Genomic DNA, 23,115 nt, shown 5'->3' on the forward strand with positions numbered 1-23,115 from the left:
TTTGGCAGTGCCCTCGGCAGGAATCGAACCTGCATTTCAAGCTTCGGAGGCTTGCGTTCTATCCGTTGCACTACGAGGGCGAATTGGAAAAATCAATGTTCATATCTATTCGACAGACTTCATTATATGATAGAATGCCCTCCTTTGCAAGGGTTATCAGGTTTAAAAGTTTGTCTTTTGGGTATTATGGATAATGTGGAAATTCATCCCTGATCGGCATAATTACAAATGAATTCAAAGAGGAAGGAGACTTGACCAGAAAATTGTCGAACAAATTATCACTTATAGGATTTGTTTTGTTTGACCTAAATTGACCAAAAAGTGTATCATACATACATAAAGAATTTAAAATGATTCTCTTAATCGAAGGAGGAAATGAACATGAATTTAATTCCTACAGTTATCGAACAAACAAGTCGTGGGGAGCGTGCCTACGATATTTACTCCCGTTTATTAAAAGACAGGATCATTATGCTGGGAAGCGGAATCGACGATAATGTTTCCAATTCCATTGTTGCTCAATTACTATTTTTAGAAGCGGAAAACCCTGAAAAAGATATCACATTATACATCAACAGCCCGGGCGGAAGCATCACTTCCGGTATGGCCATTTACGATACGATGCAATATATCAAACCTGATGTATCCACTGTATGCATTGGTATGGCCGCTTCCATGGGAGCCTTCCTGTTGGCTGCTGGCGAAAAGGGCAAGCGCTATGCGTTGCCGAACAGTGAAGTCATGATTCACCAACCACTTGGAGGGGCGCAAGGACAAGCTACGGAAATCGAAATCGCTGCCCGCCGTATCCTTCACTTGAAAGATAAATTGAATCAGATTTTGGCAGAACGCACTGGCCAGCCTCTCGAAGTCCTTCAAAGAGATACGGAACGCGATAACTTCATGACTTCCGAAAGAGCCCTTGAATACGGCTTGATCGACAAAGTCATCACTCGCAGCATCCTTGAGGATAAAAAAGATAAATAATGCAGCACAGCAAAAGGCCGCGAGAGCTTCGCGGCCTTTTAGCATGCCATGAAAAAAAGGATGCGCCTTTAGCATCCTCTTTCTTTAACTCTCTTGCTGAACGAATTCTTCCAATGCCTCCAGCGCTTCCTTCTCATCGCGCCCCTCAACGATCAGCTTCACGGATACGCCTGAACTGATGGCGAGGCTCATTAATCCCATGATGCTTTTTGCATTCACTTTCTTTCCTTCTTTTTCAAGAAATACATCCGAATGAAAGCGGTTAGCTTCTTGTACAAACAGGGCCGCCGGCCGGGCTTGTAAACCTGTTTTCAGTTTTACTTTAACTTGTTTCTCCACCATCATGATCTCCCCTGTAAGCTTTATTTTTTCGCAGCAATAGCCTCTCCCCCACGGAGCCTGTCAGCTATTTCGTCAATCTTCCGTAGCCGGTGATTAATTCCGGATTTACTGATGCTTCCCCCGGATACCATTTCGCCAAGTTCCTTTAAGGTTATATCCTGGAAGGCTATTCTCAGTTCGGCAATTTCACGAAGTTTATCCGGCAAAATGTTCAATCCGACCGTATCCTCGATGTAATGGATATTTTCCACCTGCCGCAATGAGGCACCGATCGTTTTGTTCAAGTTAGCCGTTTCACAATTCACAAGCCGATTCACAGAATTGCGCATATCACGGACAATCCGGACATCCTCGAACCTCAATAGTGCGGAATGGGCCCCAACGATACTTAAAAACTCGGCAATCTTCTCGGCTTCCTTCAAGTAAATGATGTATCCTTTTTTGCGCTCAAGCGTTTTGGCCTTCAGGTCGAACTTATTCATCAACTCACAAAGCGCATCATTATGCTCTTTATAAAGCGAGAAAATTTCCAGGTGATACGAAGACGTTTCCGGATTATTCACTGAACCTCCCGCAAGAAATGCCCCTCTTAGATAGGAGCGCTTACAGCATTTCTTTCCAACGATCTTATCGGATATCGCATGGAGGATTTCAAATCCGTCACCCAAAATTTCCAAATCGGTCAAAACCCGCTGTCCCCCAGATGACATCCTGACAATATAGACGTTATTCTTTTTAAGCTTCATCTTTTTACGGACCAAAAGCTCGACTTGGACCTCATAACTTTTCTTCAGCAGCGTATAAATCCGTCTCGCAATCGCTGCATTTTCAGTTTGAATATCCACAACAAGCTTCCGATTAGAAAATGAAAGGGATCCGTTCATCCGGATCAGCGCACACAATTCCGCTTTTCCGCAACAATCCTTTCCCTCTAATGTAGTAAGCTCTTTTTTCGTTTCTGAAGCAAAAGACATCCATTCCACCCCCAATCGAACGCAGGTAATCTATTTTTATCAGTAAAAAAACGCCCCTGCCTATATCTACGGAATTATATGGCTTTTCGTTTCATTTATTAGCATATTGTAAAGCAAATCGGCCACTTTTTCTGTATCATGCCGGATGACATTCCCTTCATAGCTGAAAATGCGCTCCTGGATGATCTCAAGGCCCATCCTTTTTAAACTCTCGACATCATACATGACAGGCTTGGCATATTCAGCTTGGTACCGCTGCTGGATCTCGGCCGGTATTTCCTCATTATTTACAAGTATCCTGTCAATATAGGCATTGCCCATATGGTCATATATCGCTTTAATATGATCGCTTGCGCTATAATCCAGCGTCTCGCCTGCTTGTGTCATCAAGTTGCAAATGTACACCTTCTTAGCCTTGGAACGGCCGACCTCTTCCCCCAGTCCAGGGACAAGTAAATTAGGCAGAATGCTAGTATATAAGCTTCCCGGTCCGATGACAATAAGATCAGCCTGCTTGATTTCCTGAAGGGTTTCACTGAGCGGCTTGATATGTTGAGGAGATAAGAACACTTTTTTTATCTTCTTTCCTGAGAAGGGGATCTTGGATTCTCCTGTAACGATCGTTCCGTCATCCATTTCCGCATGGAGGACCACGCTTTGGTTGGCTGCCGGCAGCACCTTGCCGCGGACATTCAGGAATTTGCTCATTTCCTGGATTGCATGGACAAAGTCCCCGGTCAACGAGGTCATTGCCGCCAGGATCAAATTCCCCAGCGAATGCCCGGACAGCTCATTTTGACTCTGAAAGCGGTGCTGAAACATTTGTTCAACGAGAGGTTCCACATCCGATAACGCAGCAAGCACGTTCCGAATATCTCCTGGAGCGGGAATATCCATGTCCTCACGAAGGCGGCCCGAGCTTCCGCCATCATCGGCCACCGTAACGATCGCCGTTATATCGACCGGATGCTTCTTCAGGCCCCTTAATAAAACGGGAAGGCCCGTTCCCCCGCCAATGATCACGACCTTAGGCTGTTTCTTATTATTTAACATCTGCTTTCCCCTTACTTTTTTCGATATCCCGATGTGACACTTGAACCCGATAATCATTTTGGAAGTGATTCGAGATATACTCCGTCAAAGCGACGGAACGATGCTGACCGCCTGTACATCCAATCGCAACCACAAGCTGCGCTTTCCCCTCCCGTTTATAGTAGGGAAGCATGAAAGCTAGTAAATCGGTGACCTTTTCCAAGAACTTCTGGGTCTCGCTCCATTTCAAAACGTAACTGGACACTTCCTGTTCCAAGCCAGTCTTCGGCCTCATGTGGTCGATATAATATGGGTTTGGCAGGAACCGCACATCAAACACAAGGTCAGCGTCTATCGGCAGGCCGTGCTTGAAACCAAAGGACATCACGTTGACCGTGAATCCGACCCTTTTATCGGAAGAAAATTCCGAAGCGATTTTCTCCCTCAATTCGCGCGGTTTCAGTTGTGACGTATTGAAAATCAGCTGCGCCCTGCCCTTCAATTCATCCAGAAGTTCCCGTTCCATTTTAATGCCTTCCAATGGCCGCCCCAATGGTGCAAGCGGATGGGTTCGTCTCGTCTCTTTATATCTGCGCACCAAGGAATCGTCATCAGCCTCAAGGAAGAGGATCCTTGGAGATACCGATGATGTATCCGTAAGGTTATCAAGTGCGAGAAATAACGAATCAAAAAACTCCCGCCCCCTCAAGTCCATGACAAGCGCCACTTTATTCATCTTATTCCCCGAGTCCTTCATTAACTCCAAAAATTTCGGCAATAGTGTGGGCGGCAAATTATCGACGCAAAAAAAGCCGAGGTCTTCAAAACTTTGAACCGCCACTGTCTTCCCCGCTCCCGACATTCCGGTAATGATGACCAATTGCGTTTCATTCATCTGCCCTGTATTCATTGTTCTCCGCCCCCATGTTTAACAATCTTTTTTATATAGCAACCATTAGCCTGGATCCAAACGATACGAAAGTAACTTAAACTCAGGCGTGTAGGTAAAGGTTCCGTAAATGATTCCACGCCCATGAACCATATAGTCCAGGATGTGAAAGTCGCCTTCAGCCATTTCCAGTTTCTTGACATCATCGACTGGATGCCAGCTAAGTTCGCCTTCTTCACAAACATCCAAGTTGACGCCATCGGAATCCGTTGCAAAGAAAGTGAACATCATCCATTCCGAAAGCACTTTATCTCCGTCCTTCATGATGAAAGTGAAAATGCCTTTGATGGAAGGGTTTTTTAAATAAACGCCCGTTTCTTCACGATATTCCCTAATACAGGCATCACGTATGGACTCTCCGGGCTCCATCTTGCCACCTGGGGCTACCCACCATCCGCGTCTAGGTTTTTTCAATAAGAGGATTTGTCCATCCTTGATCAGTACACAATTTGTGACACGTTGCATGTTCTTCACCTCGATTTGGCCTCTGTTCGACTATAGGAACCTTCACCATAAATCGCCGTTCGATATCCATTTGACGATTTACAAATGCTGATAGTTCAAACAAATGGTATTTTACATCCTTTTATGAAAGATATATGTGTATGTTTAGTATATCTTATCATTATACTATTTTTGAAATGAGCTAACAATAAAGTAAACTTCCTGCATTGGGGGAATATTCATTCCTGATGATCCTCGTACCAAGTATTCAACTGCTGCTCCACTCCTATTCTTCACCAGAATTCCCGCCTGCATGCAAAGGGATGGAACATCGGAATTGCATGCAGGCCTACCCATTTCCCTTGAATTGGAATATAAGAACAGACAAAAAAAGGACACAGATGCTTAATCTGTGTCCTCCAACGTTTATAATTAAAGGGGGTCAACTTCTACTCTAACTATACCGAATCATTATTTCACGCGTGTTACAGCCGGGTTAAAACGGAATTACGATGTGTAAATTTTTGTAACCGATCCGATTATGCCTTTGGCTGCAATTTTTCCTGAAGTTCTTCTACATAATGCTGGGCAGATTGAGCGGCAATGCTTCCATCACCGGTCGCTGTCACGATTTGACGCAATGTTTTTTCACGAACGTCACCAGCAGCGAAGATACCAGGGACACGTGTCTCCATCCGATCATTCGTTTCAATATAGCCCGTTGCATTCAAGATGTTCAAGCTTTCAAATGGTTTAGTCAGCGGAAGCATTCCGATATAAATGAATACACCGTCTGCATCGAGCTTCGTTTCTTCACCGTTCACTGTCGAAACGAGGGTGACTCCGCCAACCTTGCCGCCCTCTTCATTGATTTCCTTCAACGTATGATTCCAGATGAAATCGACTTTTTCATTGGCAAAAGCGCGATCCTGAAGAATTTTTTGTGCACGAAGCTCTTCACGCCTGTGAACGATCGTCACCTTCGAAGCGAAGCGGGTCAAGTACACGCCCTCTTCCACCGCAGAGTCTCCCCCGCCGATAACGAACAGTTCTTTTTGCTTGAAGAATGCTCCGTCACAAACCGCACAATACGATACCCCGCGTCCGCCCAATTCCTTTTCGCCCGGTACGCCGATTTTTTTATATTCGGCACCCGATGAAATGATGATTGAGCGCGCTTTGAATTCCTTGGAACCGGCAATGATCGTTTTATACTCTTCACCGTCGATGATTTCTTTAACATCGCCATAAGCATACTCCGCACCGAATTTCTTTGCATGGTCAAACATTTTCGTTGAAAGTTCAGGTCCGAGGATTGTGTCGAATCCAGGATAATTTTCAACTTCTTCCGTATTGGCCATTTGCCCGCCCGGAACGCCTCGTTCCAACATCAAGGTTGATAGGTTCGCACGTGATGTATAGACAGCAGCCGTCATCCCGGCAGGACCAGCTCCAATAATAACAACGTCATAAATTTTTTCAGACATGTTCTCACTCCTCCATATTCCATTACGAATGGAACCTTCACTACGGTTAGTGTTCCCTACCTATTATCCTATATAACAAATAATTTTTCGTCCAAATATCTGCTCATTCCAGAAGGGTTTGCACCAACTTCACGTACTTCGACAAGGTGGACACGGATATGAAATGTTTGTCTGCAATTGCCTGTTTGCTAACTTTCTCATTTTTAAGCTGATTCCATACGTATTCCACCGCAGACGCCCATCCTGCAGGATTGTTGAGCTTTTGCTCGGACTTCACCGCTTCGATGAAGACCGAAAACCACATAAGATAAAGTCCAGCTTCATCCAATTGAATCGGCTGGAAATGCCGGTATAACAACTCAGCCGTTCGATCCGCAAAATCAACGTGCGTCAATGGGCGATCTTTGGAAGGAGCCTGGACAAGGTCGGCATAATCCCGTTCCAGATCAGTGAAATTCTGGTTAAGGTTGAGCACTTGGTTTTTCAATAACTTCTGTTTATGGACCGAGTGCTTCAAAAGGAAAATGGCAAACAGCCTTTCTTCGATAAACTCGCTTTCCAGCCGTTTAATAATGGAAGGAAAGTGATGCTCAAAACCGTCCGAGGTAGCATTCATATCACCCCACGGCTCCATGCCTTCCTTTTCCGGGTTCATTTCCACGACCTTCTTCCAAGCCTTTCTGGCTGCCTGTTCGTGGCCTAAGTGATAGGCGGATATCGTTAGCCAATAATAGAAGGTCCCATCACCTTCGAAACCTTGCTTTTGCAAAACTTTCAGCCATCGATACGCTGAGGCATAATTTCCGATCAAGGCGAAGGTCGCCCCAAGCTTGAAACGATGTTCGGATAGCATCGGCCGGATTTTCTCCAGCATCTGTATGAGCTCCTCGACCTTCTCTTCATCCTGTTGATAATGATGGAAAACGACGAGGTTACAAAGCGCATGCAGGTTTCCTGGGCTTTTTTCCAGCACTTCATCCAAGGTCCCAAAGGCATCCTCCACTTGGCCAAGGTAGAAATAGGCTAATGCCAAGTTATTATAAGCGGACCAGTAGTCCTCATATTCGGCAATCGTTTCCTTCAATACCTCGATTGCCTTAGGGAAATTCCCTGATTCCAAATATTCACGCGCTTTCTCCTGTTTGGCAATGAGCCCATCATGCTTAAAGGGGTTTTCTTCCGTTTCATCCGTCTCGAAGGTAATCAGTTCAAGCAAATCCTCTGCGTCATCGCTGAACTCCCCATCCTCTTCTTTATCGAGATAAGCACTTGCATGACGGTAAGCTTCCTTGAACATGCCTAAGTGGGCATAATTATTCGCCAGAAAGTAATGACATTCCGACATATAAGGATCCATCACATCCAAGATGTTTTCCAAAAGGTTGTTCGAATAATTATATTCACCGATTTCCGAGCATGTGATTGCCAATTGACAGGCTATCATCGGTTCGGCCGGCTCCAGTTCAAGCGCACGCTCCAAGTATTTTTTTGATTTTGGCAGTTCTCTTCTATGATATGCTTTTAAACCCTTGGTGAAATAATACTCACCTGTTGGGTGAAAGGTTAAAATTTTTGCCTGTTGGCCAAATTTAGAGTCTTTACTCATGTAATCCTCCATCTACAAGTTGATTAACCACAGTATTATAACATATTGGAGTAATTTTGCCGAATAATTCAAGAAAATGGAAAAAGGTTATCTGACCCCCGGTTATAAATCCGGCAATGCGCTATCATTTTAAGCTGCCATCTTGGAGAAAGGCATCAAGGAATTTCTTGCCTCAATTTAAAAAGGATATTGGCGAGCAACGGTTTGTTTGGATATCCATTTGGTGACAGTGAATTCCTCCACTACCCACGGGTTGCCGAAGCGCCCCATACCGCTCATTTTATTGCCGCCAAAAGCAACGTTAGGACCATCATTTACAGTCTGATCATTGATATGCGTCATCCCGCTATCGATTTCGAGACCCAATCGCTCGCCTCTCTCCAAGTCATTGGTGAAAATGGCAGAGCTCAAACCGTATTCGGTATCATTGGCCACCTCAATGGCCTCTTCGTCGGTTTCGGCTTTAATGATGGAAACGACTGGTGAGAACAGTTCAGTCTGGGCAATCTTGTCCGTATTTTGCACATCGCGGAAAACGTATGGTGTCAGGACGTTTCCTTCCCTTTTCCCTTCAAGCGCAAGGACTGCACCACTTAGCTTGGCCTCCTCGATGTAGCGCTGCGCTTTGTCGATTTGGCGTTCATTCACAAGCGGCCCAATGACGGTTTTTGGATTTAACGGATTTCCGTAAGGAAGCATCTTGGCCCGTTCCACAAATTTCGCGATGAAGTCCTCGTATAGATCCTTATGGACGATGATTCGGTTAATGCTCATGCAAATTTGTCCTTGGTGCAAGTACTTTCCGAAGATGGCTGCATCGACTGCACGATCGACATCCGCATCCGAAAGGACGATAAATGGATTATTGCCGCCCAATTCAAGTGCCACACGTTTTAGGTTCTTCCCGGCCACTTCACCAATATGGCGTCCAACTGGCGTTGAACCCGTAAAGCTGATCAGCCTTGGGATCGGATTGGTAAGCATGTCATCCCCGATCTCCTCCAGATCAGTAATGATCATATTCAATACCCCTTTTGGCAGGCCCGCATATTCAAAGGCAGCAGCGATGATGATTCCGCCTGAATACGAAACCTGTACATCTGGTTTGTGAACGACACTATTTCCTAACGCAATGGCAGGAGCAATCGTTCTTACAGAAAGGTTCAGCGGGAAGTTGAAAGGAGAAATCGATGAAATGACCCCCAATGGCCGGCGATGAATGCGATTCACCTTACCCTCCACAGCCGATGGCACTTCATGTACACGGTTCACCTCATGTGAATAGGTCAATGATTCTTTTAAAATTTGTATGGTCAGGTCAAGTTCAGCATTGGCTTTTATGAAGCTTCCGCCTGTTTCGCGGACGATGACATCAATGATGTCGTCGCGGTATTCCTGAAAGTATGACGCTGCCTTTTTCAATACTTCATTCCGTTGTTCCGGAGTTGTCTTGGCCCATTCTTTTTGTGCTGCTTTTGCATGCTCAAAGGATTCCTGCACTTGTTTGGATGATGCTAGACTTACAGTTGATAAAATAGAACCATCAAATGGGTTAAGAATATCGTTGGTACGGCCCGTCAAACCTTCCACCCATTCACCATTAATGTAGCTTTTATTCAAGGAACTGAATTTCATCTGTGTATCCTCCTTATTGGAAGTGAACAAAATGCATAAACACTCCATTTTTGATGAAGTATATTCCTAGATAAATCATGAGTCAAGAAATAGTGACCAATAAAGAAAGCCCTCCTTTTGATGGAGGGCTTATTCTCTAGGCAAACTAGCGTCAATGGCCCGCCGTTTTGGAAATTTGCCTTTTTTCTTTTGTCCTTTGTCCGTTATTTTCCACTTCAGGCGCTCGCTTATCCAGAGGCCGTCCGGGGAGCCCCCTCGGCGCTTGCTCCCTTGGACGCGCATTCCTAAGCGGGAGTCTCGCCCCTTCCTTTCCCTTCCACTCTGTGTGAATATCAAATTAGTGTCATGACTTTCCCTTTATATTCAGGGGGGCCATTTGATGCGCGGCGCCTTTTAGAAGAAAAATATAAACGGCCCTCCTTTTAAAGGAGGGCAGACAACCGTTCATTCAGTTTCTTTTGGCTCGTCCTTTTCGGAGTGTCTGGCCTTCAATACATCCAGCACCGCTTGGAAAGGCAATTCCTGTTCCTGGAGCAAAACGAATAAGTGATAGAGGAGATCGGCACTTTCCATGGACAATTCCTCGGCATCGCGGTTTTTGGCGGCAATGATCACTTCTGCCGCTTCTTCTCCGACCTTTTTCAGGATTTTATCAACGCCTTTATCGAACAAGTAGGTGGTATAAGAGCCTTCAGGCATCTCCGCTTTCCTTTTGGTAATCAATTGTTCCAATTCCGTCAGGAACGCCACATTCGTTTCAGCCGCTTGACGGGCTTCCGTATTTTGATAGATCGTTTCGCTAAAACAGCTCGTTGCTCCAGTATGGCATGCAGGACCTGCAGGAACGACCGCAACGACCAATGCATCCTGATCACAGTCATACTTGATTTCGATGATTTTCTGTGTATTTCCGCTGGTCGCCCCCTTATGCCATAATTCATTTCGCGAGCGGCTAAAGAAAACCGTTTCACCCGATTCAATCGACATTTTTAGCGATTCTTCATTCATGTAAGCAAGCGTCAGCACTTCTTTGCTGCGGGCGTCCTGGACAATTGCCGGTATTAGACCTTTTTCATCGAATTTAATAGTTTCAAGATTCATCGTACAACCACTCCTTGTTGTTTGAGAAACGCTTTGACTTCTTTGACCGATGTTTCTTTATAATGAAAGATCGAGGCAGCTAATGCTGCATCGGCTTTGCCTTCTTCAAATGCTTCCCGGAAATGCTCGGCGTTACCTGCACCGCCTGAGGCGATGACCGGCACGGAAACCGCTTCCGATACCGCTTTGGTTAAAGCGATATTGAACCCCTGTTTCTCCCCGTCGCAATCCATGCTTGTCAATAAAATTTCGCCGGCACCGCGACTGACGGCTTCCTTGGCCCAGTCGACCACTTCCCATTCGGTCGGTTTTCGCCCGCCATGGGTATATACCCGCCATGATCCCAGCCCTTCATCGTATCGGGCGTCAATGGCGACGACGATGCATTGGGCACCAAAGTAATCAGAGCCTTCATTAATCAATTCAGGCCGGAGAACGGCTGCTGTATTCAACGATACTTTATCTGCACCTGCACGTAATATCTTCTTCATATCCGCCAGGGAATTAATGCCGCCGCCAACTGTGAACGGGATGGCCAAGCTGCCGGCTACCGCTTGAACGACGTCGACAATCGTTTCCCTGCCTTCATGTGAGGCAGAAATATCGAGAAAGACAAGCTCATCGGCACCTTCCTGATCATAAAAAGCCGCAAGCTCGACCGGATCTCCGGCATCTCTTAGCGAAACGAATTGTATGCCTTTGACAACACGCCCATCCTTTACATCGAGACACGGAATGATTCGTTTAGTGAGCATTTAACCACGCACCTTTTCCAGCGCCTCTGCAACGGTAAAGCGATTCGTATATAATGCCTTGCCGATGATCGCCCCTGCAATCCCTTCAGCTTCTTGCTGTTTGAGGGTAATGATATCTTCCAATGAACTTATGCCGCCGGAGGCGATCACGTTTTTCCCTGTTGCCTCCGCCATAGCCAATATCCCGTTGACATTCGGCCCTGAAAGCATGCCATCCTTCGCGATATCGGTCACGATGAACGTCTCGGCACCTACATCCGCCAGGCGTTTACCGAGCTCGATGGCAAGGGTTCCGGACGTTTGAAGCCACCCATGAGTCGCAACCTTGCCATCCTTCGCGTCTATGCCAATCGCGATATGCTTTCCATACTTCCTGATCATATCCTTCGTGAAGGCAGGATTTGAAACGGCTGTGCTTCCAAGAATGACACGTTCCACCCCATTATCCAGATAATGGGCGATATCTTGTTCCGTACGGATGCCGCCGCCGATTTGGATGCGTGCGCCCAATTCACTTGCTGCTTTAATCACGTATGAATCGTTGATGCGAACTCCCTCTTTCGCCCCGTCAAGGTCGACCATATGTATCCAATCCGCGCCTTGGTCCGCAAAGCTTTTTGCCATATCGAAGGGAGAATCTCCATAAACGGTTTCCTGATCGTAGTCTCCCTGGATCAAGCGGACGCATTTGCCTCCGCGCATATCAATCGCCGGGTATATCGTAAAGTTGCTCATGCTTTTTCCTTCCCTTCTACTAATGACAGATAATTTCTTAACAGCGACATGCCCATCTGCCCGCTTTTTTCAGGATGGAACTGCATGCCGAACACATTCCCTTTCGCTACGATTGCCGGGACTTCCCCTGCATACGTCGCACTGGCGGCAATATATGCCTCATCCGTATCTACATAATAGGAATGCACGAAATAAACATGGTCCGCTTCCAGTCCTGCAGTCACAGGTGACGAATGTTTGAATTCAAGTCGATTCCAGCCCATGTGAGGCACTTTATAAACATGGCCGCTTGCATCCATGCCCTGAAACCGGACGACATTGCCTGGGATGAGTGACAATCCTTGTGCCGGCCCATTTTCCTCGCTTTCATCAAAGAGAAGCTGCATGCCGAGGCAGATGCCTAATACATAGCCTCCCCCTGCTGCATAACGCTTCAGGAATTCATCCAGCCCTTGTTTTTCCAAAAGGCTCATGGCATCCCTGAACGAGCCAACACCAGGAAGAATGATTCCTGTTGCCTTTGAAAGTTCCTTTGGGTCATCGGAAATGAATGAATCGGCGCCAAGCCGCTCCAGCGCTTTGCTTACAGAAAATAAGTTCCCCATGCCGTAATCCACGATCCCGAGCATTTACAACAATCCTTTCGTTGAAGGAATGCCTTTAACCCTCGGATCGATGGTCGTCGCCTCATCCAATGCACGTCCCATCGCTTTGAATATCGCTTCGATCATATGGTGCGTGTTATGGCCATAATGAACGACTACATGCAAGTTCATCCTGGCTTCAAGAGCGAATTTCCAAAGAAACTCATGCACGAGTTCCGTATCGAACGTCCCTACCTTTTGCGAAGGGAACTCCGCCCTGAATTCCAGATGCGGACGATTGCTTAAGTCGATGACAACCTGCGCGAGTGCTTCGTCCATCGGTACGAAAGCATTTCCGTACCGTTTAATCCCGCGCTTGTCTCCCAGCGCCTCCAATAACGTCTGGCCTAAGCAAATGCCAATATCTTCAGTTGTATGATGATCATCGACCTCCGTATCGCCTTTTGCATCGACGGACAAATCGAATTTCCCATGTTTCGTGAACAAATCAAGCATATGTGTCATAAACGGGACGCCAGTCTTGATAGATGAATTGCCTTCCCCATCGACACCAAACTTCAAACTGATCTCCGTTTCATTCGTCTTTCGCTCCACACTAGCAAAACGTTCCATCACAAATCCTCCTCATCGGGGCCTGTCCCCTTTTCCCAAGCTGTACCTTGCATATATTCCGTAAAAAAATGCCCCTAGTTCTTGGATTCATTCACGCCGCGCGATTCTATGGCACGGGCGTGAGCCTCAAGTCCCTCCATGCGGGCAAAAGCAGCGATTTTTTCTGCATTCTGGCGGAAGGCCGTCTCACTGTACATGATGACGCTTGACTTCTTTTGGAAATCATCCACATTCAGCGGGCTCGAAAAACGGGCCGTTCCGTTTGTTGGCAGCACATGATTGGGCCCCGCGAAGTAATCCCCGACAGGCTCAGAACTGTAGCGGCCAATGAAGATTGCCCCGGCATGCCGGATTTTGGCCATCACTTCAAGTGCATCCTTGGTCATGATCTCTAGATGTTCCGGTGCAAGCTCATTGATGGCTTCAATGGCTTCCGTCATATTCCCGCATACGATGATCCTTCCATAATCCTTAATCGATGCGGAAGCAATCTCCCGGCGGGGAAGCAATGCGGCCTGCTTTGTCACTTCTGCAGCAACCTCTTCTGCAAGAGATGCGGATATTGTCACCAAGACACTGCAAGCACGGGCGTCGTGTTCCGCTTGTGATAGCAAGTCGGCGGCAACTTCCGCTGCAATGGCTGATTCGTCCGCCAACACGGCAATTTCACTTGGTCCGGCGATCATATCAATGGCCACATCACCGAATACCTCCCGCTTCGCCAGCGCAACGTAGATATTTCCCGGACCGACGATTTTGTCGACCTTTTTTATCGTTTCCGTCCCATAAGCCAATGCGGCTATCGCCTGAGCCCCGCCAACTTTATAGATTTCCTTGACTCCGGCAATCTTTGCAGCCGCTAAAACAGCCGGTGATAATTTACCATCTTGGCCCGGAGGGGATACCATGACGATTCGTTCCACCCCCGCAGCCTTGGCCGGCATCGTATTCATCAGCACTGACGAAGGATATGCCGCTGTGCCTCCCGGAACATACACTCCCACCGCATCAAGTGGTGTCAATTTTTGCCCAAGCATCGTTCCCGTATCATCCGTCGTAAACCATGAATTCCTAATTTGTTTCTCGTGAAACAATTCAATATTATCGGCAGCCTCCTGAATGATAGCAAGCTGTTCAGCCGTTAAGGATGCTGTCGCTTCTTCCATTTCCCGTTCGGATACCCGCAATTCCTCAAGACTCACCCCATCGAAACGTGCGGTGAATTTATGTACAGCGGAATCCCCGCTTTTCCTGACTTCATGGATAATATCCTGAACCGCTTTTCGTTGATCGGCCGTACCTGCGTCAACCGAGCGTTTCAGCGAAATCCCTTCTGCAAACCGTTCCATTTTCATACGCTCACCTCATTTGCGATTCTTTGCTATTCGATGATTTCTGCCAATCTATCCACAATCTCCGTGATCCTTGCTTCTTTAATTCGATAGCTGACTGGGTTCGCCACCAACCTCGAAGTCACATCAGCAATTTTCGCATATTCAACGAGGCCATTTTCCTTCAATGTCTGGCCTGTTGAAACGATATCCACGATCCGTTCTGCCAAGCCAATCAATGGTGCCAGCTCGATTGAACCGTTCAGCTTGATGATCTCGACTTGCTCTCCCTGCTCACGGAAATAGCCAGAGGCCACATTCGGATATTTACTGGCTATTTTAGGGGCGATGTCACTTATTTTCGTACCAGGCAAGCCTGCCACGGCTAAGTAGCACGCACTGATCTTCAAATCAAGCAGTTCATATACATCACGGTCTTCCTCCATCATGACATCCTTACCGGCAATGCCAATATCGGCGACCCCGTGTTCGACATAGGTTACGACATCCATCGGTTTGGCCAATATGAACCGTAAATTCTCCTCTTCCACCTCAAGGATCAATTTCCGGGAATCATCGAACTCGGGAGGCAGACGAAACCCCGCCGTTCTTAATAGCTCTGCCGCTTCTTCAAAAATTCTCCCCTTTGGCATCGCTATCGTTAAAAAGCTATTGTTCATCTTTGCCGTTCCCCCCATTCCCTACAAATAAGTGCACCTCTGAAAAGGTCCTTGTAAAAGCATCAACGTTTTGGACGACGGTGATATCCTGAATCGTTACCCGCTTTCCTTCCGATCGTTTTATTCTTGCGTTTTCGATCGCTTCCAGTCGCCGTTCTGGACTGAATAAAATACACTCAGGCGCGACAGGCTGCATAGGCTCTCCAAGAGCTTCGGCAAGTCGATCGACACGGATCGCAAACCCTGTTGCCGATGCGTCCCAACCGAATTTTTCCAGAAGATTATCATAACGGCCGCCATTTCCGATTGGTGAACCGACTTGTCCTGCATACACCTCAAATAAGGTTCCCGTATAATAGCTCATGTGGCTGACCAATGTTAAATCGAAGCTCACGTATTGCCCTACGCCGAATTGCTGCAACTGAACGGATAATTCCTCGAGCCCTGACAAGGAATCTTTCCCTTTATCATTCTCGACCAGCGCCAGCGCCCTTTCCAAGGTGCCCTCACTTCCTCTTAAAGAGGTAAATTCGATGAGCCGCTGTTTATCGATCGATGATAGCGGCAGCGATTTTACATGCTCCCGAAAACCGACATAATTCTTTTCATATAGAAACTTCCTCAGTTTGGAGGCCCTTTCCTCCGTTCCAAGTATGCTTAAGAAGAATTCCTGCAAGAAGCCGATATGGCCAATGGAAATCTTGAATCGCTCCAGGCCCGCTGCCTTTAACACATCGGCAAGCAGTGCAATCATTTCAGCATCTGCACTTATCGATTTATTGCCGATGCACTCAATGCCAATCTGCTCGAATTCTGCCGGCCTGCCGCCTTCACGCTGCTGGGCCCGATATACATTCGCTGAATAGGCCAGGCGCAGCGGAATTTGCTGCTTTAACAGCTTCGATGCCGCCACCCGGGCAATGGGTGCTGTCATATCAGGCCGCAAAACGAGCGTATGGCCTTCGGAATCAAGAAGCTTAAACAGCTGTTGATCTAAAATGGCCGAGGCCTCGCCAATCGTCTCATGATATTCCAGTGCTGGGGTTTCAATGAATTGATAGCCCCATTTCTTGATTTCATCGCTCATTTCATTTCTGGCCTTCACCTTCGTCTCATATAGCACTGGCAGTGTATCTCTCATGCCTAACGGTTTCTCGAACATAAACGGCTTTGTCACGACTGCACATCCTTTTAAAAAAGTAGTAATCATCTATTCAATCGGTTCGCCTTCTTTGGCCAAAACCAATCCCTGCCTCCATTGTCTTTGTACATCCTTATATCCTTCCAAGATCAAGCACAGTTAAATCCTTATTTTTGGGTCCATATAAGAAATAGTAGCAAAAAGATTAACATAATCCTATAAATAATCATAATAATCTTACAAATTACTTTAGTTCGCTAATATGGTAACATGGTGAAGTTATTAATAGTTTAACGCTGCCCTAACCTTCCGTCAAGAAAAAGCTATCGTTTCCCTTTCTATCACCTTAAAGATCATCTCAGGAGCATGCGAAAAAAACAGACCTTCCACCCACTCCTAACCTCCTATTTACAGTCAATCATTGTTATTAATGTATACCTTTTGGTTTAGCTGCTTTATAATGGTTAGGAGTTTGGCTTTACTAGAAATTATTGGGGGGAAAAGAAATTGAAGAGATTTTTTTCGTTATTTGTAGCACTTATCGTTCTTTTTTCGGTAGGCTCAATCGGAGCTAAAGGCTTCGCTGCAACGAAAATGAACCAGGAAGAGCTTAATGCATACCTGGCGGAAGTTAGAATGACACAAAAGGAATTGGAAGATTACTTAGCCTATTATGACTTGACCTTGAAGGAGATGGAATCGGTAGATGAGTTACGCGATACATTGGGACCGACAGTCACTCCTGAGACATTGAAGCAGTTATTGAAGGATTATGACATGACAGAAGCGGAATTGACGGAATTATTGATGGAGTATGGTGAATTGGAAGAAGGAGATTCCATCATCGATACCTTCCATTTCATTTATGATATAGAAGACATTATCGATTTAGAGATGGGTTATGATGACGAAGACATGGAATACGATGATGAAGAACTGGACGATTTACTGTCTGGACTTTTTACTGAGATCGGGCTTACGGATGAGGAGCTTGAAAGATTCATGAATCACCTTATGCCACTCGTCGAGGATCCAACATTCGAGGATCGCTTGATGGCGATATCCGACCGAATGGACAAGCTGGCTGATTTTGAAACGATCGATCAATTGTCGGCTGGGCAAGTGGCAGAATTGCTTTCCATTTATAATGATTTGCAAAGCCTGCTTCAGGTTCAATTCAAGTTCGCCTTGATCCAGGACGGCGTCACTACGAACCTATCACTTGAAGCGTTATTCAAGCTTAAAGATTTGAATAATGCCAGTTTACTAGTTTCCATTTATGATTTAAAAGGCAATCTATTGCTCGATTTCATTTTGACAGGTGAGATGATCGGTTCCGATTTAGTGAAGGAAACCGGGAATGACATTAAGCAGTCCACTCAAGTCATTTCTAAAGTGGCTGATGTAAAAGAAAAAAATGATGTAAAAAAAGATAAGAAAAAGAAGCGACCGACCCATAAAACGGAAAAAGGCGGAGTGCTTCCTAAGACAGCCGGCAATTACCTATTGGGATCGTTGATCGGCTTAGTGATGATGGGCATTGCTTTCGGATTGATCAGAAAAGCGAGACTTGCAAAGTAAAATGACCGAAAATAGGCCATCCACGCAAAAGAAAAAATGGTTACTTGTCACTGCTGCTTGCTTTTTAATCCTCGGTTTTTATTTTACAACGACAAACACCTACACACTGCTTAAGGGTTATGCGATATATAAGTGGAATAAGCCCGAAGCAACGGAGACAATGGCGCAGGCGCAGGCCAAGCCCTCAAAGCCGGAGAAAAAAGCTGCTGTCCCCGATGATCATGAGCTATATGAGCAACGGCCGGAAACAGGGGATCTGATGGGAGAGCTTTACATCCCAAAAATCAAGGCAACGCTCCCGATTTACCATGGAACCGATGAGGATGAACTCGAAAAGGGCGTCGGTCATTATGCAGGTTCGGTTTTGCCCGGCGAAGACGATAATTCGGTTTTATCCGGTCATCGGGATACCATTTTCCGGGAGCTTGGTGAAGTCGGCAAAGGAGACTTGCTGATTACCAAAACGGAAGCCGGCACGTTTACCTATAAAGTTCGGAAGGTCCGTATCGTCGATGCTGATGACCGGACCGTAATCGTTCCGAAGCCTAAAGCCACACTTACAGTAACAACCTGCTACCCATTTTCATATATTGGTAGTGCACCGGAAAGATACGTATTGGTGGCCGATTTATTGAAAACTGAATTGAATGAATGAAAGAAGGGGCTGAAGTTTTTTCAGCCCTATGTTGAAAGGGGTTAGCTCAATATGGATAAAGAGCAACAAGAAAGGTTTTTTCAAATTTTGAAAGATACTTATGAAGCGACAGTGAACAAGGAGAATGCATCGATCGATGAGATCATGGATCACCTGAAAAACGAATTGACTCCGCTGTACCCTAAATGCAATTAAAAAAAGGACGTGCCGCATTTATGGACAAGTCCTCCCTTTTCATATGGACGTTAGCTGATCACGCTCAAGCATTTCCTCTTTCGTATAAATGACCTTCATTGGATTGCCTCCGACGAAAGCCCCCTCCGGGACATCCTTATGGACAAGAGTTCCTGCCGAGACAATCGCCCCATCACCAATGGTCAGGCCCGGAAGAATGGTCGAATTGGCCCCAATGAGCACTTCATCCCCAATAATCACTTCTCCCAGACGATATTCCCTAATTAAATATTCATGGGCAAGGATCGTCGTATTGTAACCAATGACTGTATTCTTACCCACTGATATTTTCTCCGGAAACATCACATCAGGCATGACCATCAAGGCAAAGGAAGTATGCTTTCCGACCTTCATTTGCAAAAATGTCCTGTAAAGCCAATTCTTCATGCCTAGAAATGGTGTATAACGGGCTAGCTGGATCACGATAAAGTTCTTTACCACCTTCCAGAAGGGAACCGTCTTGTACACATGCCATAATGAGTTAGCCCCTTCAACTGGATGGCGGGTCGTGCGTCTCATCTTTTAGCCTCCGTGAGGTTTTCAATCTCGACGATATTCAGGAGATCAGCCATATTTTCAAGCATATAATCCGGTTGATGACTCTCCAGATACTTCCGGCCTTTAATCGACCAGGCCACTCCTGCCGTTTTTGTACCTGCATTCTTCCCGCCCAGGATATCATGATAGCTGTCGCCAACCATGATCGCTTCTTCAGGAACAGAGCCAAGCTGATTGAGCGCCTTTACTAGTGGCTCTGGATCAGGCTTTGCGTTTTCCACATCGTCCAGCGTGACCACGACTTCAAAAAACTGATCAAGATTGCTTAGTCGCAGTCCCTTTTCGACGACATCGCGTTTCTTCGTCGTAACGACCGCCAATTTATAGCCGGCCTGCTTCAACGTTTGGACGGTTTCATAGACTCCGTCAAACTGTGTCACGAGGGCATCATGGTTCTTCCAGTTATGTTCGCGATAGAAAGCGATCATTTCCTTCACCCGCTCCGGGTCAATCGACGTAAACGTATCGGTCAAGGTCGGACCGATAAATGGAATGATATCCTCCCGCTTGAACTGACCGGGACAAAAATGGTTTAACGTTTCAGTAAAAGATGCAATGATCAACTCATTTGTATTGATCAAAGTGCCGTCAAGATCGAATAATAATGTATTTATGTTACTGCTCATATACAGCTTCCTTTCTCTGTACACTGTCAGACCGATTCCAAATATACGCAACGACCATCGTTAGAACGATGGCGGTGAGCAACCGAATAACTAACAACGGCAAGACCGGAATGCCCAGTGGGATGAAAATTAATGTGTCTTCAACGACAGCATGACAGGCCACTAAAAAGATGAAGGCAATGGTCATATCCTTCTTCGAGACGTTGTCTTCTTTCGCTGCTTGGATCATTACGCCTGCCCCATATGCCAAGCCGAGGGTAAGCCCTGTCACGAATGGCATGGAAGCATTCTGCTTCATGCCCAGCACTTTCATGAACGGAGCGAGTGCTTTCGAGAAGGCTTCCAGCCATTTTAAATCTTTCATGATTTGAACCACGACCATAAGCGGAATCACGATGACCGCAAGCTGGGCGATGCCGGAAAGTGCCTGAACGACGCCGTGAATAAGGATTGCGCCCATTCCGTTAACCTCGGCCGTTTCCCCGATGGCCATCCCTTGAGCCATTTCTGATCCGCCATGCCAAACAAGGTTAATGACGATAGCTGACAAGAGAGCAAGCCCGACCCGGACTGTCAGGATGATCCACAGCTTGACTCCGGTTTTCATCGCCACGCCTGATTCAATCAATAAATTATGTGAAAATGATAGCATCATCGCGATGATGAATACTTCTTTCACGGTCAGATCGAGCGTCAAGATACCGGCAATCGCAGCATATAGGTTCAGGAAATTCCCTAATACGAGCGGTATCGCAGCGTCCCCTGGAAGACCGATGAGATTCATCAGGGGCGCTATCACCCCGATGATCCACGGCAATACAGGCGTAAATTGAAGCACGGTGACGATCAGCGTGACCGGAAATATCACCTTGCCCAACGACCAGGTTGTATTCAAGCCAGAAAGAAGCCCCTTTTTAACCGAATTCCCTATCACTATGTCCTCTCCCCTTACTGTTGATCCCTATGCATCCATATATCTTTTGTCGGCTTTCCCGCTTACCCTTCGATAAATGATAAGGGCTAAGGCTGCAGCTACCAAAGCGATGGAGATCACTTGTGCGATTCGCAGTGACTCCGTCAGCATCAAGCTATCCGTCCGCAAGCTTTCGATGAAAAAACGGCCGACTGAATACCATAATACATAGGTCAAAAAGAGCTCTCCCCTGCGCAAGTTCACTTTTCGCAGACTTAAAAGGATGATGACCCCGATGATATTCCAAAGCGATTCATACAAAAAGGTCGGGTGATAATACGTACCATTTATGTACATTTGATTAATGATGAATTCCGGCAAGTGCATATTTTCCAGGAAGGACCTCGTTACCTCTCCGCCATGGGCCTCTTGATTCATGAAATTACCCCAGCGCCCAATCGCCTGCCCCAGCAATAGGCTCGGAGCGGCAATATCGACCAGCTTCCAAAACGAGACCTTCTTCACCTTGGCAAAAACGATAGTGGTCAGCACCGATCCAATTAGTGCACCGTGAATGGCAATTCCGCCATTCCATATTTTTATGATATCCCCTGGGTTTTGTGAATAGTACTCCCACTGGAAAATGACATAATAAATGCGGGCACAGATGATGGCGACCGGGACGGCAAACAAAATCAAATCCGTAAAGATTTCCTTATCAAGACCTCTTCGCTCCGATTCCCTCAAAGCAATGATAAGTCCCAATAACACACCGAACCCGATGATCAGTCCATACCAGTGAACCTGGATCGGTCCAAGATCGATCGCAATCGGATTCAGCGGCTGTATTCCTTGTTCCATTATGACCCCTCTTTTCCATACCGTTTAAAATTCTTCAAGTTCCGGATCGGCAATCGCATGATTCAAGCGATCCGAAAATTGTTCTGCCGCATTGACCCCCATCTTCTTCAGGCGATAATTCATGGCTGCCACTTCAATGATGACGGCTAAATTTCGACCTGGACGAACAGGTACGGTTATTTTCGTCACTTCCGTATCGATGATCTTCATTTTTTCTTCATCAAGGCCTACACGATCATATTGCTTGTTTTTTTCCCATAGCTCCAAGCTGATGACAATTGATATCTTCTTATTGCTGCGGACTGCGCCAGCCCCAAACAGCGTCATGACATTGATGATTCCCAAGCCTCTTATTTCAAGAAGGTGTTCAATTAAATCCGGGGCGTTCCCGACCAATGTATCCTGGTCTTCCTGGCGGATTTCAACACAATCGTCAGCGACGAGGCGATGCCCCCGTTTCACTAATTCCAGGGCCGTCTCACTTTTCCCCACACCGCTTTTCCCGGTAATCAAAACACCTAAGCCATATATATCGACCAATACACCATGAACCGCCGTGGTCGGTGCCAACTTGCTTTCAAGAAAATTGGTCAGACGGCTGTATAACCGTGTTGTCTTCATATTCGATTTCATTACGGGAACCGATTCCCGTTCAGAAGCTTCAATCAACTCCTGCGGCACTTCCTGACCGCGGGTGATGATGATGCCTGGAGTAAAGTCCCTGCACAGCTCTTCCATTCTCTGTACACGATCCGCTTCATTCAGGCGATTAAAAAAGGACATCTCCGTCATCCCTAAAAGCTGAACCCGATCGGCAGGATAATAATCAAAAAAACCGGCTATTTCAAGACCAGGACGAGATAAATCACTTGTGACGATCGGTCGGTTAATTCCTTCTTCCCCACTGATGAGCTCTAGACCCAACGCTTCAACGATATCCTTTGTACGGACTTTTGCCATATATCTTTCCTCCTTCTGGAGCGATGCTGTTTTTCGAGATACTTTTACTATTTTAGCATTTTTCTGTTAATAACCAAACAAAGCATGATCTTATTTAACGTTTTTTTTGTTTCACTTAACTTTCAAACGAAAAAAGCCCGCAAGCGTACGGGATGATTCAAGTGCCGGTCTGGAATACGGTTTGAATAAAGCGATGAAACAATAGAAAAGAGCCACACATTCTGAAAAAAGCCTGAACGGAATGTGTGGGTAACCTGATAAAATGACTAGATATGGTTGGGTACGATTAAAGCGACCGAACCGAGGAGGTT

Annotated in this window: 26 protein-coding genes and 1 tRNA gene; 4 read left to right on the top strand and 23 right to left on the bottom strand. The window is 46.2% G+C overall.

Annotation, left to right across the window (positions count from 1 at the left end):
- Positions 1–8: 8 nt before the first annotated feature.
- Positions 9–80 (bottom strand) — tRNA-Arg (locus AS888_RS05380).
- Between the two features lie 301 nt (positions 81–381).
- Between AS888_RS05380 and clpP the strand changes: the two genes are divergently transcribed.
- On the top strand, positions 382–987 hold the full coding sequence (clpP, locus tag AS888_RS05385) for an ATP-dependent Clp endopeptidase proteolytic subunit ClpP (RefSeq protein ID WP_061141156.1): 606 nt from the start codon (positions 382–384) through the stop codon (positions 985–987).
- Between the two features lie 84 nt (positions 988–1,071).
- Here clpP and AS888_RS05390 read toward each other — a convergent pair whose 3' ends face one another.
- From AS888_RS05390 to AS888_RS05465, 17 genes are all read right to left on the bottom strand, one after another.
- On the bottom strand, positions 1,072–1,329 hold the full coding sequence (locus AS888_RS05390; protein ID WP_061141157.1) for an HPr family phosphocarrier protein: 258 nt from the start codon (positions 1,327–1,329) through the stop codon (positions 1,072–1,074).
- Between the two features lie 20 nt (positions 1,330–1,349).
- Positions 1,350–2,303, bottom strand: a complete 954-nt coding sequence (gene whiA, locus AS888_RS05395; protein WP_061141158.1) for a DNA-binding protein WhiA — start codon at positions 2,301–2,303, stop codon at positions 1,350–1,352.
- A 66-nt stretch (positions 2,304–2,369) separates the two neighbouring features.
- Complete coding sequence (locus tag AS888_RS05400; protein WP_061141159.1) at positions 2,370–3,356, bottom strand: gluconeogenesis factor YvcK family protein; 987 nt, start codon at positions 3,354–3,356, stop codon at positions 2,370–2,372.
- Positions 3,346–4,245 (bottom strand): RNase adapter RapZ, encoded by a 900-nt coding sequence (gene rapZ / locus AS888_RS05405; RefSeq protein WP_061141160.1) that lies wholly within the window; start codon positions 4,243–4,245, stop codon positions 3,346–3,348. Before rapZ ends, AS888_RS05400 begins: the two co-directional genes overlap by 11 nt.
- Positions 4,246–4,290: 45 nt before the next feature.
- Positions 4,291–4,749: an 8-oxo-dGTP diphosphatase gene (locus tag AS888_RS05410; protein ID WP_061141161.1), complete on the bottom strand. Its 459-nt coding sequence runs from the start codon at positions 4,747–4,749 to the stop codon at positions 4,291–4,293.
- Positions 4,750–5,267: 518 nt separating this feature from the next.
- Positions 5,268–6,215: a thioredoxin-disulfide reductase gene (gene trxB / locus AS888_RS05415; RefSeq protein ID WP_061141162.1), complete on the bottom strand. Its 948-nt coding sequence runs from the start codon at positions 6,213–6,215 to the stop codon at positions 5,268–5,270.
- A 103-nt stretch (positions 6,216–6,318) separates the two neighbouring features.
- Positions 6,319–7,821, bottom strand: a complete 1,503-nt coding sequence (locus AS888_RS05420) for a tetratricopeptide repeat protein (protein WP_061141163.1) — start codon at positions 7,819–7,821, stop codon at positions 6,319–6,321.
- 177 nt (positions 7,822–7,998) lie between these two features.
- Positions 7,999–9,456, bottom strand: coding sequence for an aldehyde dehydrogenase family protein (locus AS888_RS05425; protein ID WP_061141164.1), 1,458 nt, complete (start codon positions 9,454–9,456; stop codon positions 7,999–8,001).
- A gap of 129 nt (positions 9,457–9,585) precedes the next feature.
- Positions 9,586–9,738, bottom strand: a complete 153-nt coding sequence (locus AS888_RS26325) for a hypothetical protein (RefSeq protein ID WP_221408566.1) — start codon at positions 9,736–9,738, stop codon at positions 9,586–9,588.
- Between the two features lie 162 nt (positions 9,739–9,900).
- Positions 9,901–10,557, bottom strand: a complete 657-nt coding sequence (gene hisIE, locus AS888_RS05430; RefSeq protein ID WP_061141165.1) for a bifunctional phosphoribosyl-AMP cyclohydrolase/phosphoribosyl-ATP diphosphatase HisIE — start codon at positions 10,555–10,557, stop codon at positions 9,901–9,903.
- Positions 10,554–11,312: an imidazole glycerol phosphate synthase subunit HisF gene (gene hisF / locus AS888_RS05435; RefSeq protein WP_061141166.1), complete on the bottom strand. Its 759-nt coding sequence runs from the start codon at positions 11,310–11,312 to the stop codon at positions 10,554–10,556. The genes hisIE and hisF overlap by 4 nt, the downstream gene beginning before the upstream one ends.
- On the bottom strand, positions 11,313–12,047 hold the full coding sequence (hisA, locus tag AS888_RS05440; RefSeq protein ID WP_061141167.1) for a 1-(5-phosphoribosyl)-5-[(5-phosphoribosylamino)methylideneamino]imidazole-4-carboxamide isomerase: 735 nt from the start codon (positions 12,045–12,047) through the stop codon (positions 11,313–11,315). It lies immediately after the preceding gene.
- A complete protein-coding gene (gene hisH, locus AS888_RS05445; protein ID WP_061141168.1) occupies positions 12,044–12,676 on the bottom strand; it encodes an imidazole glycerol phosphate synthase subunit HisH in 633 nt (210 codons plus the stop codon). The genes hisA and hisH overlap by 4 nt, the downstream gene beginning before the upstream one ends.
- Positions 12,677–13,264, bottom strand: coding sequence for an imidazoleglycerol-phosphate dehydratase HisB (hisB, locus tag AS888_RS05450; protein ID WP_061141169.1), 588 nt, complete (start codon positions 13,262–13,264; stop codon positions 12,677–12,679).
- Between the two features lie 74 nt (positions 13,265–13,338).
- Positions 13,339–14,619: a histidinol dehydrogenase gene (hisD, locus tag AS888_RS05455; RefSeq protein ID WP_061141170.1), complete on the bottom strand. Its 1,281-nt coding sequence runs from the start codon at positions 14,617–14,619 to the stop codon at positions 13,339–13,341.
- Positions 14,620–14,645: 26 nt separating this feature from the next.
- Positions 14,646–15,275, bottom strand: coding sequence for an ATP phosphoribosyltransferase (hisG, locus tag AS888_RS05460; RefSeq protein ID WP_061141171.1), 630 nt, complete (start codon positions 15,273–15,275; stop codon positions 14,646–14,648).
- The gene (locus tag AS888_RS05465) at positions 15,265–16,452 is read right to left on the bottom strand and encodes an ATP phosphoribosyltransferase regulatory subunit (RefSeq protein WP_061141172.1); all 1,188 of its coding nucleotides are present in this window, start codon (positions 16,450–16,452) and stop codon (positions 15,265–15,267) included. Before AS888_RS05465 ends, hisG begins: the two co-directional genes overlap by 11 nt.
- A gap of 471 nt (positions 16,453–16,923) precedes the next feature.
- Here AS888_RS05465 and AS888_RS05470 point away from each other — a divergent pair, with 471 nt between their 5' ends.
- Genes AS888_RS05470 through AS888_RS25520 form a run of 3 tightly spaced genes read left to right on the top strand, consistent with a single transcriptional unit; the run spans position 16,924 to position 18,847 of the window.
- Entirely contained in the window at positions 16,924–17,997 is a 1,074-nt protein-coding gene (locus tag AS888_RS05470) for a processed acidic surface protein (RefSeq protein ID WP_061141173.1), read from the top strand.
- 1 nt (position 17,998) lies between these two features.
- Positions 17,999–18,652 carry a class D sortase gene (locus AS888_RS05475; protein ID WP_061141795.1) on the top strand — a complete coding sequence of 218 codons (654 nt, stop codon included), beginning with the start codon at positions 17,999–18,001 and terminating at the stop codon, positions 18,650–18,652.
- 51 nt (positions 18,653–18,703) lie between these two features.
- Positions 18,704–18,847, top strand: coding sequence for a hypothetical protein (locus AS888_RS25520; RefSeq protein ID WP_155645394.1), 144 nt, complete (start codon positions 18,704–18,706; stop codon positions 18,845–18,847).
- Positions 18,848–18,886: 39 nt separating this feature from the next.
- Here the strand turns inward: AS888_RS25520 and AS888_RS05480 are convergent, their stop codons facing one another.
- The 5 genes from AS888_RS05480 to hprK are packed head-to-tail and all read right to left on the bottom strand — an operon-like array spanning position 18,887 to position 22,804.
- Positions 18,887–19,405, bottom strand: coding sequence for an acyltransferase (locus tag AS888_RS05480; protein WP_061141174.1), 519 nt, complete (start codon positions 19,403–19,405; stop codon positions 18,887–18,889).
- Positions 19,402–20,070 carry a pyrophosphatase PpaX gene (gene ppaX, locus AS888_RS05485; protein WP_061141175.1) on the bottom strand — a complete coding sequence of 223 codons (669 nt, stop codon included), beginning with the start codon at positions 20,068–20,070 and terminating at the stop codon, positions 19,402–19,404. Before ppaX ends, AS888_RS05480 begins: the two co-directional genes overlap by 4 nt.
- Positions 20,060–21,001 (bottom strand): nucleoside recognition domain-containing protein, encoded by a 942-nt coding sequence (locus tag AS888_RS05490; protein ID WP_185113054.1) that lies wholly within the window; start codon positions 20,999–21,001, stop codon positions 20,060–20,062. Before AS888_RS05490 ends, ppaX begins: the two co-directional genes overlap by 11 nt.
- Positions 21,002–21,031: 30 nt before the next feature.
- Positions 21,032–21,844: a prolipoprotein diacylglyceryl transferase gene (lgt, locus tag AS888_RS05495; protein WP_061141177.1), complete on the bottom strand. Its 813-nt coding sequence runs from the start codon at positions 21,842–21,844 to the stop codon at positions 21,032–21,034.
- Positions 21,845–21,868: 24 nt separating this feature from the next.
- Positions 21,869–22,804, bottom strand: a complete 936-nt coding sequence (hprK, locus tag AS888_RS05500; RefSeq protein WP_061141178.1) for an HPr(Ser) kinase/phosphatase — start codon at positions 22,802–22,804, stop codon at positions 21,869–21,871.
- Between the last annotated feature and the right edge of the window lie 311 nt (positions 22,805–23,115).

Source organism: Peribacillus simplex (assembly GCF_001542915.1).
Lineage (GTDB): Bacteria > Bacillota > Bacilli > Bacillales > DSM-1321 > Peribacillus > Peribacillus simplex_B.